The organism is Spirosoma agri, assembly GCF_010747415.1.
In the GTDB taxonomy this organism is placed as follows: domain Bacteria; phylum Bacteroidota; class Bacteroidia; order Cytophagales; family Spirosomataceae; genus Spirosoma; species Spirosoma agri.
In genome coordinates this window covers 1,068,999-1,083,749 of sequence record NZ_JAAGNZ010000001.1, presented here as the reverse complement: position 1 = coordinate 1,083,749, position 14,751 = coordinate 1,068,999, and the positions used below count along the sequence as shown (strand labels likewise).

Sequence of the window (14,751 nt, the reverse complement as noted above, 5' to 3'; positions counted from 1 at the left end):
TGATCAGAATGACTTGATCGGTTTGATAGCAACCCATCTAGTTGCTTACGTCCGGATGTTCGCTCCTGCAATCAGCCAGCTACGGGCGCATGATTGTCGTTTGCTCGGCCACCGATTTCACTTTTTCTTTCGAGAAGTAGACGGGGAAATAATTATTTTCAGCCCAGATCGGGAAGAGATCGCCGTAATGCGGACTATCGGGATTACCCGACTGGCCGGGGCTGTTGACGCCCAGCGTTTTGTCCCAATTCTCGGTATCGACCAAAATACGAAACGACGCCCCGTGCGTTTGATTCAGGTCATTAGCGGTTGCGTTGACGGTTTCACCATAGCCACCGCGCGCGACCGGACCGAAGTTGATCTTTTTCTGCATCGCTTTGTCAACCAGATCACTAAGCGGGTGCGTGATGGTGATGTGCTTGTTTTTCCGCTGCCCATACGACCAGTCGTCCATGTCACTACCCAGCCGTTCGGCGAGTTCCGATACAGCGCGGTCCATGCAGGAAAGCAGCAGGCTATCACGCGCGAGTGTTGGTATAAGCAGCGCGTCGAAAACGCGTTTGGATGGAAGTGCTCTAAAATAAGGTTGCGCATTTTTCGGTACTTGCTGCTGATAAACAGCCTGCTTGAGCTGCCCCTCCCAGGCGACATAAATGGAGGCCGCAACCGAGCTTGGGTCAAGTTTGTAATCCCAGCGACGCAAATAGCTTAGTGCCTTCTCAGTTTGATCCGTCGGCGAAAACAGATTTTGCAGCAACGGCACCAGCGTCCGGGCCGGAATAGACAAATAATCAGCCTGTAAGGCCATAAAATCGACCATCGTTTTCCGTTTACCATCGTTCATCACCTCTTCGATACGATGAGCCCGGTTCGGTGACGACCATGTCCAGCCGACGGCGTTACGGTACGGAAAATTGACGGGCGTCAGGTTGTTGTTTGCGGTTGCTACGTACCCTTCCGGCGGATTCACTTTGCCAGGCAGTTGCTGAATCGGCAGGTAACCACTCCACTCATACCGGCCATCACCCGGCACCGGAACCAGACCCGTAAAGTTTTTGCGAATGGGGGCCAGGCCAACGGATTGCCAGCCGATCGTACCGGGCTTAGTCGCAGTGGGCCGCTCCGCCCAGATCATATTCTCCCCCGGAATCCGGCTGTACGTACACGCCTGCCGAAATTCGGCCCAGTTTTTGGCCTGGTTCATTCGTAAACTCGCCAGATACGGCGCACTGCCCTTTTCGAGCCACCCCGCCCGAACGGCGTAGGCTTTATGATGCTGTTTATCTTCGAACACCACCGGACCGTGCCGTGTGTATTTCAGTTCGGCCCGAACCGGCTGCCCTCCTTTCACCGGAATCGTTTCCGTCAGCGTTTTCATGGTCACCCACTGGCCTTTGTAGCGGTACTGGTTCGGATTAGCCGGATTGGTTTCATAGACGTACAGATCTTCGTTATCGGTCTCAAAAATTGTCAGTCCCCACGCGCCGTAGTCGTTGTGCCCGATCGATATGCCGGGCAGTGTCGGCTCTCCTGCCCCAATCACGTTCCAGCCCGGTGCGCTGAGGTGCACCCAGTAGCGCAGTGATGGTGTGGACTGCGCCCGGTGCGGATCGTTAGCCAGCATCGGATAGCCACTCGCCGATTTATCGCCCGAAATGACCCAGTTGTTCGACCCGACGTACTGCTTTTCGATGTCGAACCACTCGTCGATCTGGTCTTTTCCTTCACCAGCCCGCCGGGCTTCGTCCTCATCGGCTTTGGTGGGCAGGCCCTTGAACTTCAGGGGTAGACGAAACGCTTCGTATAATTCGAGGATGGGCTGAAAGAGTTCATCCCCGTTGACACGCAGCGTCAGGTCTGGCTCACTGGCGGTTGCGGTCGGGTGAAACCATTGCAGTTCGCGCAGCTTGTCGGCCCCGATCAGCTTCACCAGCCGACCGTAATTCAGTTCCTCACGCACGTTATAGGCAAGTCCCTGATGGCGGCTAATCACGACTTCGGGTGTCCACAGTCCCGGTTTTGTGTTAAGCACCCGAAACTCGAAAGGAAGCTTTTCGGGTGTTTTCATAATTTCGGTGATGTAGGCATTGATGCCATCGACGAAGGCCTGTACAATTTGCGGACCATGCGGATGATAATGCAGCAATTCCTGGTTCATATTACCCCGAACGGCATCGGGTCTGAACCGAAACAGCCGGGCACCAATATCGCGTTTGATTTCCTGCGGCCCAAGCAATTCAGCTACCGTACCCGTTGCCTGTCTGCGCCATAGTTCCAGCTGAAACAGTCGGTCCTGAGCGGCTGAATAGCCCTGTACAAAAAACAGATCATGTTCATTCTTGGCGTAAATATGATTAACACCCCACCGATCCTTGATTACTTCGACAGGTTGCTGAAGGCCAATAGTCGATTGCGAATGGACAGAAAAAACGGAGAAAAGAAGCAACAGGAGCAGCAGGGATCGGACCATTTCGTTGAGTGGTTTCCGAAGTAAGATAATAACAATCTCGGGACATCAACTTTAACTAGCTTTTAACAACCATACTATCTAACTTTCGTTACTTCTATAATGGGATAAATCCAAAAGCTTACCGATTATGAAAACGATCGCTGCGTTCCTGCTCATTAGCCTGCTGGCAGGCTGTGTAACCATACAGTCTAACACGAAATCAGATGCGGTTCCCGCATTCAAGCGCATTCTGGTTGTCACGAAAATGCGGAAAGCACCCGACCGTTACGCAGAAAGTTTTCTTACCTCATTTCCCAGTGGCTACGAAGTCTGTACGGTAGCCCTTAGCCCGTTGGCGTTCGATAATCCCGACGAAGCCATAAAAAAACAGGCGGAGAATTGCCAGAGCGAAGTCATCTTAACACTTGAGTTAAGTAAAACAGGACACTACAGCCGCTACAACAGCGCGAACTACGAATACAATGCCGAGATGAAATCCGTAGCCACCGGGCAGGCTTTCTGGAAGGCAATGATCTCATCGGATCCCACTCTGGGTGAGCAGCTGCCGCCCCGGAGCGTGGTTAAGCGCTTGCTGACCGACCACATCATCGAAGGCAAATTACCGGATGGGCAGTCGCTACAAGCCTTCAATTGAGAACACATCAATCGTTGCTTTCTGTATGTTACGAACGCGGGCGAACACGGCGGTTCCGTTACTGCTGCCTTTCAGATCGGTGTTTCCTTCCAGCGTCTCGATAACGTCACCAGCACTTGCGGTAATGATACCCATGTGAAACCAGTCGTCATTGTCCGGATTACGCAGCAGAAACACATCACCGGGGCGGATAAGCTTAGGCTTCTTACGGACTACGGCCGATTTCGTCAATCGCCCGGTTTCGATACCGCTTCGGGCCATTACATCGCAGCTGAGCGTATGGGGCATAATTGCGGTAAAAGTGCGCCCTCTTTCCGACGCAGCCTGATCCAGTACCGTTTGCACAAAACCAACGCACCATTTGAACAGGGGGCCGTCGTTTCCATCGCAATAACTACGCACCCAGGGGCCTCTATTTTGCCCCTCATCCGTCTGTAGCTCAGCCGATCGTTGGTTGAGGTGAACACCTGCGAGTTGCAAAACAGCTTTACGAATATCCTTGACCGTCGATTTTGCCTGAAAAGCCACCGACAGCGGAGCATTAAGCCGGGCAAACAACGCATCCGTGACGATACCCGTTTTAGTCAGTTTAAATACCGCCTGAAAATTCTTCACCGCCAACTCGGTCGCCGGACCAAACTGTCCATCAATAGTGGTAATGAGCGCAATTTTCGGATAGCGTAACGCATTCAGACACAGCCATTCCTGAACCCGCACAACATCGGTTCCCTGACTCCCTTTTTTCACTACACCGGTAAACAGTAATTCCTGCTGATAGGCGGTCTTGATCATACTACGTTCGGCCTATTCGCTCAGTTTCTTATTGTTCAGATGTCGCGTTGCATCCCGTATGTTCTTCTTCTCCAGATTTTTGGCAAATGCCTCGGTCAGGTCAACACCCGTCTGGTTCGCCAGGCAGATAAGTACCCACAGTACGTCGGCCATTTCATCACCCAGATCTTTGTTCTTATCCGACTCTTTCTCCGATTGTTCGCCGTAGCGACGGGCAATGATCCGGGCAACCTCACCAACTTCTTCGGTTAGCATGGCCATGTTGGTCAGTTCGTTGAAATACCGAACGCCAACGGTTTTGATCCAGTCATCAACGGTAGTCTGCGCGTCCTTGATTGTCATAGTGTGGTCTAATTAATTTGCCGCTTCAGCATCACAATGATAGCCCGTGATTGCCCTTGAGTCATGTTCAGATCGACAGACGAGACGACTTCCCAGCCCTGCTGCCCCAATTCGTTGAGTTTGTCTGTCAGCTCCTGAACATCGATTGCGCCACCTCCGGTCCAGAATCCTCCCCCGGCAGCAACGTCTAAAACGCGGTATTCAAATTTTTTCATCGTAATGGCGATTTGCAGGCTAGCATTTATTCCACGAAGATAAGTAGCCAGCAATCAATTAAACCAACTTTACCGGACCAGCGGACGTTATACACAAAAGCTAAAAATCATGTCTCTCGTCGCGCCCGTTACTATTCAGAAAATTACCGGCAGCAGCCTGATCGAAGTACCCGACTTACTCGCCGTTGAGGAACCGCTTGAAATTCGGCTCGGTTTCGGCCCCGTTGATGACCGTCAGCAGCGCAGCGTCGCCGTGACGATGCGCACCCCCGGACACGACGAAGAGTTGGCAATGGGTTTCCTGTTTACGGAAGGCATTATTCATAAATCGACCGACGTTATTTCCTGCCGCCATTGCGTTCAGGATTCGGCGAAAGAAGGTAACGTCATGCGGGTCGAACTCAATCCCGACGTGGTTGTCGACTGGTCCCGACTAACCCGAAATACATTTACTTCATCGAGTTGCGGGCTTTGCGGCAAAACCACGATCGATGCGGTCATGGCCTTGACGCCCGGCCCCATTGACGCTGACTTTTTGCTCGAACCAGCCGTTCTTCATGCGCTACCGGACCGCGTTCGGGAAACCCAACGCGCCTTCGCGTACACGGGCGGTATCCATGCCGCTGCCCTGTTCGACGCCGACGGAAAGCTTTTGCTCATTCGGGAAGATATTGGCCGACACAATGCACTGGACAAACTCATCGGGGCTGCCTTCTGGCAAAACTGGCTGCCACTGAGCCAATTCGGTATATTCCTGAGCGGACGCATTGGTGTTGAACTTGTTCAGAAAAGCTGGATGGCGGGTGTCCCCTTGCTGGCTGCCGTCGGAGCGCCGTCGAGTCTGGCGGTTCAGATGGCGCAGGAAGCCGGTATAACCATGGCGGGTTTTGTCCGCAACGAGCGATTCAACCTCTACAACAAGCCGGAACGGGTCAGCCTACAGCAGCCGTTATCTGTCTGAGCAAATTTACCGCGTCATTCGAGCAAGCGTAGGCTGTCTGGATGACGCGGTATCGTTCAGTCAACCGGCTTCGGTACGATCATCGTTAACGCACCAGGTCGAATGTCGGCCTGTAGCTTCGTAATTCGGCCAACATACTCGCCATCCGTTTGAAAATACGCTTTGCGGTGCGTTTCAATCGTGACGGACGTTGCCGGAAAGATTTCGATCTTTTTCGGGTCGAATGGCCGATACCGCCAGAATAGTTTCAGGATTTCCCAGAACGACAACCGACGAAAAATAACGACTTCAAATTTCCCGTCGAACGGATCACCGTCGGGGTTGATGATCGCGCCCGTGCCATACATACGTGCATTGGCCAGTACGATCATAAAGGCGGCCCGCGAAATACATTCGTCGCCCAGCTTGATATCCAGCCGTAGTAGCCTGTGCTTTTGCAAGACGTTCACCACCCCGCGCAGGTAGCCCAGTTTCCCCCGGAGATTATTCTGCTGGTAATGCTTGACCAATTGCGCATTAAGCCCAATGTCGGCCAGGTGGAGGCAAATTTCACCATTCACCGAAATCAGATCAGTCGGTTTTAATACGCCATCGACCAGCACATTCAGGCTTCCTTCTACATCGGGGGGAATACCAAGTTCGCGGGCCATTCCGTTGGCAGAACCAGCCGGTAAAATGCCCAGCGGAATCTTCGTATCCAGCAGTTGTTCGGCTACAAATTTAATTGTTCCATCACCCCCAACGGCTACCACCCGATCGGGCTTCAGCTGAGCAATTTTCTCATTTAACCGTTTCTCGTCCGTCTTCCCGTCAAGCAGTAGAAGTTCAGCATTGTGGGGCGAGTCCTTGAAATAATTGGTTATACCGGTTTCCCAGTCTGTTTTGGCTTTGCCGCCGGAAACTGGATTAATTGCGAATAAAAAGACCAACTTCTGAGCGGATTATAGGTTATTAGTGGCGTGCACCCCTAAACTTTATGGATATCGAGCAACAGTCAATAGCTACTAAACAAAATTTAAGCCTTAAAGGTAAGCTGACGCGAAAATTCTTAACATGGCTGCGCCTGACCGACCAACCCGTTGTGCAGGTGTATCGGGGATTTGGCAACGATAATCACCTAACCATCCACGGCCATGTGTTTCGGCGGAGTGCCCTTCCCCGCAAGAAGTATCGGGATAGTCCACTCGTTAATCTCTTGGCTGTCATACGGCTATTCCTTGTCCGGCCCTACCCCCGCGCGACGGTTCGGGTCAGTTTAGGCGAACAAACAGCGCAGATACAAACGGATGTCGATGGGTATTTCAGGCTCGATCTGCCCTTACAGCAAGCTTTGCCACCCGGCTGGCATTCCGTTCGTGCGGCACTTGTTTCACAGATGATTTCGCCGGAAAAGGTGCTGGCCGAAGGCAAAGGAAAAGTACTGATTCCGCACCCAACGCGCTTTATCTGTATTTCTGATATCGACGATACCTTTCTGATTTCGCACTCGGCTACCATTGCCAAACGGCTGTTGGTTTTACTGACCGAGAACGCCCATAGCCGGGAGCCGTTCGATGGCGTTGTTGCGCACTACCAACTACTGGCCGAAGCCGACAGTGGTGCGAATGCATCCAATCCATTCTTCTACGTATCGAGCAGTGAGTGGAATCTGTATGACTATATTCTGGAATTTTCCCGAAAAAACGGGCTGCCCGAAGGTGTTTACATGCTGAGTCAGCTTAAACAGTTAGCGCAGGTGTTGCAGACCGGAAAAACCAAGCACCTGACCAAGTTCGACCGAATTGTGCGGATCATCGAGACCTATCCGGCTCAACAATTCATCTTACTGGGCGACGACTCGCAGATGGACCCCACTATTTACGAGTCGGTTGTCAAGCATTTTCCCCAGCAGATTCGCTGCGTCTACATTCGACGAATTCAGCCTAAAAAACAGCCCCAAACGCAGGAGCTTGTCGATAAAATTGTGGCGGCTGGCGTGTCCTGCTGTTATTTTTCCAATAGCTCCGAAGCCCACCAGCATTCGGTCAGCATCGGGCTGGTAGCCTCTTAGTCGAGAGATTGCAGCAGGAATCATCGGGTAACTCGACATACGCGATCACTTGCGGAACTATGTCAGCAGGCGGCAGAGGGGATTCGTAGCAATCGCTACAACTAAAAAGCGGCAACTAATACAGTTCGCGAATGGCGATCGTTACATCGTGTGGTGCCAGTTCTTCTCCACCAAAGTAAGGATACAATTTATACCGGCTAAACTGCGTGGTGTCCGAACATCCTCGGTCCACCGAAACCTCTTTACCATCGAATCGAAACTTGTACTGATTCCCTTCAATCGAAATCTGATACCGATACATGCGATCAAGTTGTGCTGTACCAATAGATTGAAACAGCAGTTCCCCGGATCGATAATGGTATGCGTAGATATGGAGCGCATTGTCCTGCCAGTTCCAGCCAAAGCGGGCACTGTTTGTTTGGTGTGAATCCTTACAGTCAGAGAACCCGTACAACTTATTGACGTCACCTTGTTTTTCGGGATCTTTAGTCTGGTAACTAGCGGATTTATTAAAGGTTGCCTCGAAAGAAATTGTTGATTTAGTTATATATTCCAGATGACTTTGCTGACAGTAATGGTCTCCTTCTTTTATTAAATAAATGATGGTCGTATCTGCCGTTTGTCGTGGCGGCTGCTCAACCAACGGTACAGGTTGTACGGGCATTGTCTCCTCACTGGATGACCGACAACTCGCTATGATTAGCAGTAGTAGTAAAAGTGGATGCTTCATTGACTTGAACTGGTCTGGCAGACTTATGCATTAACTTGTAAACCTGGTGCCGATGACTTTCAGGACAATCCCCATACGTCGTAATGGCAATATGTAAAATCCCCGATTTTCTTTGTGAGGTACTCACCAGTCGTACCTCATTTTTAGTACCATCAAACTCAATGACCCGAGCCCACGTTTTGCCATCGTCTTTTGAGCACATCAGTAATGATTTTGACGTAGTCGATAAACAGCTGTACGAGAAGGCCCACACCTCCTGACATGCTCTTGACTGCGTCGTTGTCATATTCATTATCGGGCTACGACGATAAGGATCAGGCATTACCGACTTCTCGAATCGACGCCCGTCGAGGGTCCTGACAATGAAGTTTGTACCGCCCAGGTAATCACTACCCAAAAGCACACAATTCTTCGTTTCAGTGACGGCAAGATAGCCCCCCGTCTGATGGTGAAATTTGGTAACCAGTCTCCACCCGAACGATTGCCTGCGAGTGGTGCGTTCGTCGAAATGCGTCAACGATGAATTAATCCAAGCTCGTTTTTTATTATCACCATCGGTCAATAAAAGGGCGGCCAATCGTTCACAATATTTCACTACGTGAATATGTTTATTTGCGCCTTCGCGAACTAGAAAATCAGTCATCGTCCAAGTATCCCCACCATCAGTAGAATAGTACAGAAATGCCAGGTTTTGCCAGTTGTTTCTCCGCCAGATAGACCCATACTCCCCAATAAACAACGTCCGATCCGGCAATTCAGTCATGCCGTTATTGAATAGAAAGTAGCTGATTGAACTGGAGAGCGATAAAACCTTCTTGAAGCTTAGTCCACAATCTGAACTTTTATAAATAGTACCCTCGACACAAACAAATAAGTACCCTTGCGAATTAATGTAAAGAGAACTTATTGAATGCAAAAACTCATAGGCAATCGTAACCGATATACTTCCGTCAATACTGTAAACCAATTTATTGTTATCTGAATACCGGGTTCCCCAAAGTGTGCCGTCCGGAGCCTCAAAACAATACTTCCAGTCTATCGGTACTGGCTCGAAACAAAAACCCTCACGATTTAAGAATTCACTGCTTTGTATAGCCAGATCGGTATCTACGCCCAGAGAAGGACAAGTATCATCGGTAAATTTCACATATCGGTCTCGGGAGAATAACCCTACTCTATGTCTGCACTCCCATACGACAAAAGAGAGGAGCTCGACAAGTTTACCAACCCGATAAGCGGCCACTAAAAAAGCCCATAAGTTCAAAATGATTGCAGGATCTTTACGTTTTAATTGACTAAAATATCTAGAAGAAATATCCATATTATTTGCTTATTTCTCGTGAAGAAGAGTAAGCAAATACAGTACTTTTTTTAGTTACACGAATAGATTATGTATTTAAGGTAATCGAATTTAGTAATCGGCTGTCAGTAAAAACTTAAAATCAGGGCAAAAGTATAATCGACTGCCGATAACTAAATTCGCTTCATCAATTGAATTAAATGAGGTACTTTTTAGCCGATAAATCAATCCCTTTTTTATGGTATTTCTATGAGTAAAACTGCTAGCCTCCTGGTTTATTTCAGGCGATTGGCCAGAAATAAGTAAGGCTTTAGAAAATGATGCATGAATAATTTTTTCGTATCGTTCGGGAATTGCTGGTAGTAAACCTCGTCAGCATCCAGCACGATGGTCTGCCCGGTGCGTACGTAATGATTACTCTCGACATAGGCCGGTGCCTGATAGTTGGGCAGGTTTTTACCAACAATGCGCTCAATGTACGTGCCTAAGAACCGCTGGTATTGCTTCTGGGCCTTCTTGGTCGGTTTGTCTAACTTGTTGAACGCGTAATTGAGCGCAATCCGGTTAAAGAATTTCTGCTTCCGGATCATCTGCGGTACACCGACGAATGGATTCGTCTGGTTGAAATCATTGGATGTCTGGATCGACATCGGTATTTCGGGGACCCAGTCCGCCGAATTAACGACATTGAATCCCCAGCCGCCCTGCGTTATCACTTCGTAATCGTAGGCGTACGAAAGATTACCCGGCTTGGGCGCAGCAATGCAATAGGTCTTCAGGCGAACATCGGCGGGGAGCCGGTTTCCCAGCTGACTAGTTAAGTACGAGGTCATCAGAAAAGAAATGGCTCCACCCTGGCTATCGCCCGTTACGATGAACTCTTTTGTCCCCTTCTGAATGCAGGAATCCAGTTTGGGCATGATGTCCTTGACTAGATAGGCCATGCCGATCACCCAGCCTGCATGAACAGCCGCTCGTGGATTTTTTGCCAGTTTGTAAGAGAACGATTCCGTCTCACTCAGCTGCAACTGGCCGGTGGCCGGTATCATGGCGGCATAGAAATTTTCCAGCCAGCCCAGCGGATCAAGCGTTGTGCCCCGAATGCTGATTACCCCCACACCGTCATCGCGCTGCCATAATTCCCAGCGGTTATCGAGACCAACGATCGGCGAACGGTACAGTTTCTTGTATCGTTCAGGCATACCAATCGTAACGGAATCGACATGGCCCCCCGCTACTTTCAGCATGTCAATAAGTTCCGCTTTCTCGAAACCGGGTTTAAGACGGCCCGACTGAGCGACTGACCGATAGGAAACCAGCAGACAAAAGACAATTAGGCTATAGTTGTACAGGATTTTCATACGACAAGGGAGTCTTACGAATGCAATAAGGGAAAATCCTGACCGACAAACAACGAACAGCGCTTCTGTTACTTTGTCGCGATGTAAAAGAAATCAAGGCTTCCGGCAGGATCTTTACTGACCAGATAGTCGGTATAGTTGATTTCGGCGGCAATACCATCGGCTTTTAGGAGCCGGTTGCGATTCAGGCGGTTCATCAGGTCGTAGGGAACCTGCAACAGTCGACGGGGCAGTTTGTACTGTAAGTTGAAGATATCGAAGCGCGTCAGCTTTTTGACCGACTGCTTATTCTGCTCATAATACGTCATCACCTTGCCATTGCCGTGAATCCCTTTGTCATCGACCGACGAAAAATAACGGCCGATCAGATTTCTGAGCCCGTCGGCGTAATATTCCCGGACATGCCAGGGGTTACGGGTCAGCGAGAACGTTTTATTGACCGTAGTCAGTAGCAGTTTACCACCGGGTTTCAGCACGCGATGAGCCTCGCGGATAAACAGGTCATCATTTTCGATGTGCTCAATTACCTGAAACGTGACAATAAAATCGAACGTATTGTCAGGAATTGGTAGCCCATTGGCACTCGTAAGGGGCGGAATACTGGCCGCAATAAAAGTAGACTGTGGATATTCGGCACTAAGGGCGGCAATCAACTCAGTATTCTTATCAATACCCGTGTAATGACCGGCAGCTTTGGTGAGTAGTTCGAGGCCACGGCCCCAACCACACCCGATTTCGAGCACATTACCGCTGACGATCGTTGCCGCTTCAACGTAGGGAAATAGCAACCGTTGGTGAACAGGATTGTCCGAGGCAATTTCGGCAGAAGTAATTTCGGTGGTTTTGTACATATCGTTCCTGTGACAGTGGACTGTGGATTTCGGAGACTGGACCGTTGGTTGTCTGCCTATTTCAGCGAATCAACGGCGAATCCACCCTCTAGCGTCTTCTATCCAGCGTCTTCGTTTGCAATTCAATCGACAAAATTAGTCTTTTGTGGTTAAGTAAAGAAAAATGAACCGCTCCCTTAACGTGAACGCAGCTATTTTTTCGTTATAAATGCAGGCATTTTAACTTTTGTCGTACAGCGCGTCTACCAGATCGTTGTATGGTAGCAAGCTAAAGGCTATAGTCAACCATTTTCTTATTCGAAACACGCGAGATTCGTATTGTTTATGCGTATTCTGTCAGCTTTACTGCTTAGTCTATTCGTATTGGCCTGCTCAACCAGCAAAAAAACGCAGCAGGATCGTGCCACGGCTGCCTACGAGGCTCGTACGGAAGCCCGTCGCAACTCGACCCAGAGCGATCGACCGGCAGCACCACCGGCTACAGCCGCACCCATAAAACTAAATGACAGGCCCGCCGTTACCCCCAGCTCAACGCCAACAGCGGGACCAAAGCAGGTTGGTGACTGGGTTGTCACCTCCATCAAAGGCAAGTTTCTGGCTATCGATACCAGCTCCGTTCGGGTATTTATGAACCTGACGGCTAAAACGCCCAAGGGCGAACCCATCGTCAACCCAACGGATTTTATTGAACATTTTCAGATCGCTTACGTCATGTATCCCGATTATAACAATCGGGAACGGCTGGGTTACGGAAATATTCAATTGACAACGCAGAACGTTGGCTACGAGAATGACTACCTGACCTTAACGTTTGACGTAAAACGCCCTGTCGCATCCGATAAAAAAGACATTACAACCGCTGTTTTGCTGACGGAAATTACGGAAACCAACAACGGGGCTAAAGCGCGGAATGATCTTACACTTCGTTTCAAATCTCCTAAACTCAGTGACCAGTACTCTCTATTCGATAAAAACGGGAAGCAGCCGCAACTACGCAACTATGTGAACGCAGGCGATACGGTTATTATTCGCGACGTAAACGGCACCAGCAAACCGCTGTTCGGTTTTCGCTACCGGCACGACTTCGAGGCAGCGTCATCGCCTATGAACACGTCGCCCAAACCAGCCGCGCGATCACTGAACGTTGATTCAACACTGACCATTACGACAAATCAGCCATTCATCATTCCACGCGAAGGTCTGTACTATTTCGTGGAAGACACGACGGCGGAGTCGGGCATTGGCTTGGTCGTCGCTGATAAGCGTTTCCCCAAGATGACCCGCCCCGAAAAGCTGATCAAACCGGTGCTGTACATGAGTACCAGCAGTGAGATTGGCGAATTGAACCAGGCGCAGGATGTTAAAAAAGCATTCGATCGCTACTGGCTGAGTCTGATGTCGGGCAATGAAGAGGTTGCCCGGAAAACGCTCAAAGCGTATTTTGATCGGGTTGAAGAGGCCAATCGGTTATTTACGAGCTACAAAGAAGGCTGGAAGACCGATAAAGGGATGATTTATATCGTCCTGGGTGCTCCTGATCGTGTGCAACGGAACCGCGAGCGCGAAGTGTGGGTTTATAATCGCCGGGCCAATGTCTCGGAAGTTAATTTTACCTTTACCAAGAAACCGAATCAATTTGTCGAGGATCATTACGAACTGGTGCGCTACATTGAGTATCAGCCGATTTGGTACCCGATTGTCGAAGCATGGAGAACCGGCGCAATCCGCGAGTAAATCGCCCGAATACGAATAGAAATACCAATTCAAGACCCCAGTTTCGCCCTGAACCCGACGAAATGGTGTTCGGTATTCAGTCTGTTATCGAGACGCTCAAGTCCGATCAGCAGATTGACAAACTATACATGGAAAAGGGGTTGAGCAACCCCGATATTCAAAATCTGGCCTTTCAAAACCGCGTCACCATTCAGCGTGTACCGGTCGAACGGCTCGATCGGCTGACCCGAAAAAATCACCAGGGTGTTGTCTGTCTCATTGCGCAGGTCCAGTACGTCAAGCTTTCCAACGTTATCGCCGATGTGTATGAGCGGGGCGAAACGCCGTTTTTCCTGCTTCTCGACCGCATAACCGACGTTCGGAATTTTGGAGCCATTGCCCGGACAGCCGAATGTACGGGTGTCCAGTGCATCGTTATTCCCGGACGTGGGGCTGCGGCCATCAACTCCGATGCGATGAAAACGTCGTCGGGTGCGCTCAACCATATTTCGGTTTGCCGCGAGCCGGAACTGGCTGAAACGATAAAATATTTACAGGAATCAGGGATTACAGTTGTGGCCTGTACGGAAAAATCAAGCCGCGACCTTTACGAACGCAGTACCGATCTTACGGGTCCCATTGCCGTGATCATGGGATCGGAGGAAGATGGTATTTCACCCGAACTGTTGCGTATGGCTGACAACCACGTTAAAATTCCGCTTCTCGGCGCAGTCGGCTCACTGAACGTATCGGTGGCAACGGGGGTAGTCCTCTACGAAGCCGTTCGGCAACGAAGCATACCGGTCAGCGCCGAGTAAGCGCTACTTCGGTACAGATGGTTGCTTTAGAGCGGATCAATACAAACACGAAAATGCCCCTCCTGCACAGGAGGGGCATTTCTGTTAATCGACAAACGTATTCGTTAGGCAGCTTTTTTGCCTTTGCCTTTTGCTTTGCTAGAACCAGCTTTTTTGGCAGGGCTTTTGTCAAGCGAGTTGATCCAGGTTGCCAGTTTCATTGCATCCTCTTTAGGAACCTGTTTCATAGGTGCCATTGGGGGATAACCCGGCCAGTGACTCGGAATCGGGTTGTAAATCAAATTGACGATCTCCTCGTCAGAATACTTTTTCTTAGCCACATCTGCGTAGGCAGGACCAACCAAGCGTTGATTAGGCCGATGGCAGGCAATACAAGTATATTTGCTCATCAGGGCATTCATATCCGGCGGAATATCACCAGTCGGAGCCTGCGCATTGACATCGAATGAAGCCAGGGCAAGAGCAGCCGCAGCAAAGAGAAATCCAAACGATTTTTTCATGAGAATCGGGTAAC

At 49.9% G+C, this 14,751-nt stretch carries 15 protein-coding genes; 5 read left to right on the top strand and 10 right to left on the bottom strand.

Translation table 11 applies throughout. The features are described from left to right. Positions 1–79: 79 nt before the first annotated feature. A complete protein-coding gene (locus GK091_RS04520; protein WP_164035417.1) occupies positions 80–2,470 on the bottom strand; it encodes a penicillin acylase family protein in 2,391 nt (796 codons plus the stop codon). Between the two features lie 127 nt (positions 2,471–2,597). On the opposite strand from GK091_RS04520, the gene GK091_RS04515 reads away from it, so the two are divergent. After that, positions 2,598–3,104 carry a hypothetical protein gene (locus tag GK091_RS04515; protein ID WP_164035416.1) on the top strand — a complete coding sequence of 169 codons (507 nt, stop codon included), beginning with the start codon at positions 2,598–2,600 and terminating at the stop codon, positions 3,102–3,104. Here the strand turns inward: GK091_RS04515 and GK091_RS04510 are convergent. Genes GK091_RS04510 through GK091_RS04500 form a run of 3 tightly spaced genes read right to left on the bottom strand, consistent with a single transcriptional unit; the run spans position 3,087 to position 4,453 of the window. Further along, complete coding sequence (locus tag GK091_RS04510) at positions 3,087–3,896, bottom strand: peptidoglycan-binding domain-containing protein (RefSeq protein ID WP_164035415.1); 810 nt, start codon at positions 3,894–3,896, stop codon at positions 3,087–3,089. The two genes, GK091_RS04515 and GK091_RS04510, sit on opposite strands and share 18 nt — an antisense overlap. Before the next feature lie 12 nt (positions 3,897–3,908). Continuing rightward, complete coding sequence (locus GK091_RS04505; RefSeq protein ID WP_164035414.1) at positions 3,909–4,238, bottom strand: nucleotide pyrophosphohydrolase; 330 nt, start codon at positions 4,236–4,238, stop codon at positions 3,909–3,911. Positions 4,239–4,246: 8 nt separating this feature from the next. Then, positions 4,247–4,453, bottom strand: a complete 207-nt coding sequence (locus tag GK091_RS04500; protein WP_164035413.1) for a DUF4177 domain-containing protein — start codon at positions 4,451–4,453, stop codon at positions 4,247–4,249. Between the two features lie 109 nt (positions 4,454–4,562). Between GK091_RS04500 and fdhD the strand changes: the two genes are divergently transcribed. Next, positions 4,563–5,414, top strand: a complete 852-nt coding sequence (gene fdhD, locus GK091_RS04495) for a formate dehydrogenase accessory sulfurtransferase FdhD (RefSeq protein ID WP_164035412.1) — start codon at positions 4,563–4,565, stop codon at positions 5,412–5,414. Positions 5,415–5,470: 56 nt separating this feature from the next. Here fdhD and GK091_RS04490 read toward each other — a convergent pair whose 3' ends face one another. Further along, the gene (locus tag GK091_RS04490) at positions 5,471–6,343 is read right to left on the bottom strand and encodes a diacylglycerol/lipid kinase family protein (protein WP_164035411.1); all 873 of its coding nucleotides are present in this window, start codon (positions 6,341–6,343) and stop codon (positions 5,471–5,473) included. 47 nt (positions 6,344–6,390) lie between these two features. Between GK091_RS04490 and GK091_RS04485 the strand changes: the two genes are divergently transcribed. Continuing rightward, entirely contained in the window at positions 6,391–7,464 is a 1,074-nt protein-coding gene (locus GK091_RS04485; RefSeq protein WP_164035410.1) for an App1 family protein, read from the top strand. 115 nt (positions 7,465–7,579) lie between these two features. Here GK091_RS04485 and GK091_RS04480 read toward each other — a convergent pair whose 3' ends face one another. The 4 genes from GK091_RS04480 to GK091_RS04465 all read right to left on the bottom strand — a co-directional run bounded on the left by GK091_RS04480 (position 7,580) and on the right by GK091_RS04465 (position 11,706). Further along, positions 7,580–8,128, bottom strand: a complete 549-nt coding sequence (locus tag GK091_RS04480; RefSeq protein ID WP_164035409.1) for a hypothetical protein — start codon at positions 8,126–8,128, stop codon at positions 7,580–7,582. 7 nt (positions 8,129–8,135) lie between these two features. Next, complete coding sequence (locus GK091_RS04475) at positions 8,136–9,515, bottom strand: WD40/YVTN/BNR-like repeat-containing protein (RefSeq protein ID WP_212592942.1); 1,380 nt, start codon at positions 9,513–9,515, stop codon at positions 8,136–8,138. 254 nt (positions 9,516–9,769) lie between these two features. Further along, positions 9,770–10,855: a lipase family protein gene (locus tag GK091_RS04470; RefSeq protein ID WP_164035408.1), complete on the bottom strand. Its 1,086-nt coding sequence runs from the start codon at positions 10,853–10,855 to the stop codon at positions 9,770–9,772. A gap of 68 nt (positions 10,856–10,923) precedes the next feature. Then, on the bottom strand, positions 10,924–11,706 hold the full coding sequence (locus GK091_RS04465) for a class I SAM-dependent methyltransferase (RefSeq protein WP_164035407.1): 783 nt from the start codon (positions 11,704–11,706) through the stop codon (positions 10,924–10,926). A gap of 324 nt (positions 11,707–12,030) precedes the next feature. Between GK091_RS04465 and GK091_RS04460 the strand changes: the two genes are divergently transcribed. After that, on the top strand, positions 12,031–13,440 hold the full coding sequence (locus GK091_RS04460) for a GWxTD domain-containing protein (protein WP_164035406.1): 1,410 nt from the start codon (positions 12,031–12,033) through the stop codon (positions 13,438–13,440). Next, a complete protein-coding gene (gene rlmB / locus GK091_RS04455) occupies positions 13,413–14,237 on the top strand; it encodes a 23S rRNA (guanosine(2251)-2'-O)-methyltransferase RlmB (RefSeq protein ID WP_164035405.1) in 825 nt (274 codons plus the stop codon). The genes GK091_RS04460 and rlmB overlap by 28 nt, the downstream gene beginning before the upstream one ends. Before the next feature lie 104 nt (positions 14,238–14,341). Here the strand turns inward: rlmB and GK091_RS04450 are convergent, their stop codons facing one another. Beyond that, complete coding sequence (locus GK091_RS04450) at positions 14,342–14,737, bottom strand: c-type cytochrome (protein ID WP_164035404.1); 396 nt, start codon at positions 14,735–14,737, stop codon at positions 14,342–14,344. Positions 14,738–14,751 lie beyond the last annotated feature (14 nt).

What these genes read in the sequence shown, in the direction of transcription:
- GK091_RS04520 (WP_164035417.1), bottom strand. Translation starts at nt 2,470, where the DNA reads ATGGTCCGATCCCTGCTGCTCCTGTTGCTTCTTTTCTCCGTTTTTTCT.
- GK091_RS04515 (WP_164035416.1), top strand. Translation starts at nt 2,598, where the DNA reads ATGAAAACGATCGCTGCGTTCCTGCTCATTAGCCTGCTGGCAGGCTGT.
- GK091_RS04510 (WP_164035415.1), bottom strand. Translation starts at nt 3,896, where the DNA reads ATGATCAAGACCGCCTATCAGCAGGAATTACTGTTTACCGGTGTAGTG.
- GK091_RS04505 (WP_164035414.1), bottom strand. Translation starts at nt 4,238, where the DNA reads ATGACAATCAAGGACGCGCAGACTACCGTTGATGACTGGATCAAAACC.
- GK091_RS04500 (WP_164035413.1), bottom strand. Translation starts at nt 4,453, where the DNA reads ATGAAAAAATTTGAATACCGCGTTTTAGACGTTGCTGCCGGGGGAGGA.
- fdhD (WP_164035412.1), top strand. Translation starts at nt 4,563, where the DNA reads ATGTCTCTCGTCGCGCCCGTTACTATTCAGAAAATTACCGGCAGCAGC.
- GK091_RS04485 (WP_164035410.1), top strand. Translation starts at nt 6,391, where the DNA reads ATGGATATCGAGCAACAGTCAATAGCTACTAAACAAAATTTAAGCCTT.
- GK091_RS04480 (WP_164035409.1), bottom strand. Translation starts at nt 8,128, where the DNA reads ATGCCCGTACAACCTGTACCGTTGGTTGAGCAGCCGCCACGACAAACG.
- GK091_RS04475 (WP_212592942.1), bottom strand. Translation starts at nt 9,515, where the DNA reads ATGGATATTTCTTCTAGATATTTTAGTCAATTAAAACGTAAAGATCCT.
- GK091_RS04470 (WP_164035408.1), bottom strand. Translation starts at nt 10,855, where the DNA reads ATGAAAATCCTGTACAACTATAGCCTAATTGTCTTTTGTCTGCTGGTT.
- GK091_RS04465 (WP_164035407.1), bottom strand. Translation starts at nt 11,706, where the DNA reads ATGTACAAAACCACCGAAATTACTTCTGCCGAAATTGCCTCGGACAAT.
- GK091_RS04460 (WP_164035406.1), top strand. Translation starts at nt 12,031, where the DNA reads ATGCGTATTCTGTCAGCTTTACTGCTTAGTCTATTCGTATTGGCCTGC.
- rlmB (WP_164035405.1), top strand. Translation starts at nt 13,413, where the DNA reads ATGGAGAACCGGCGCAATCCGCGAGTAAATCGCCCGAATACGAATAGA.
- GK091_RS04450 (WP_164035404.1), bottom strand. Translation starts at nt 14,737, where the DNA reads ATGAAAAAATCGTTTGGATTTCTCTTTGCTGCGGCTGCTCTTGCCCTG.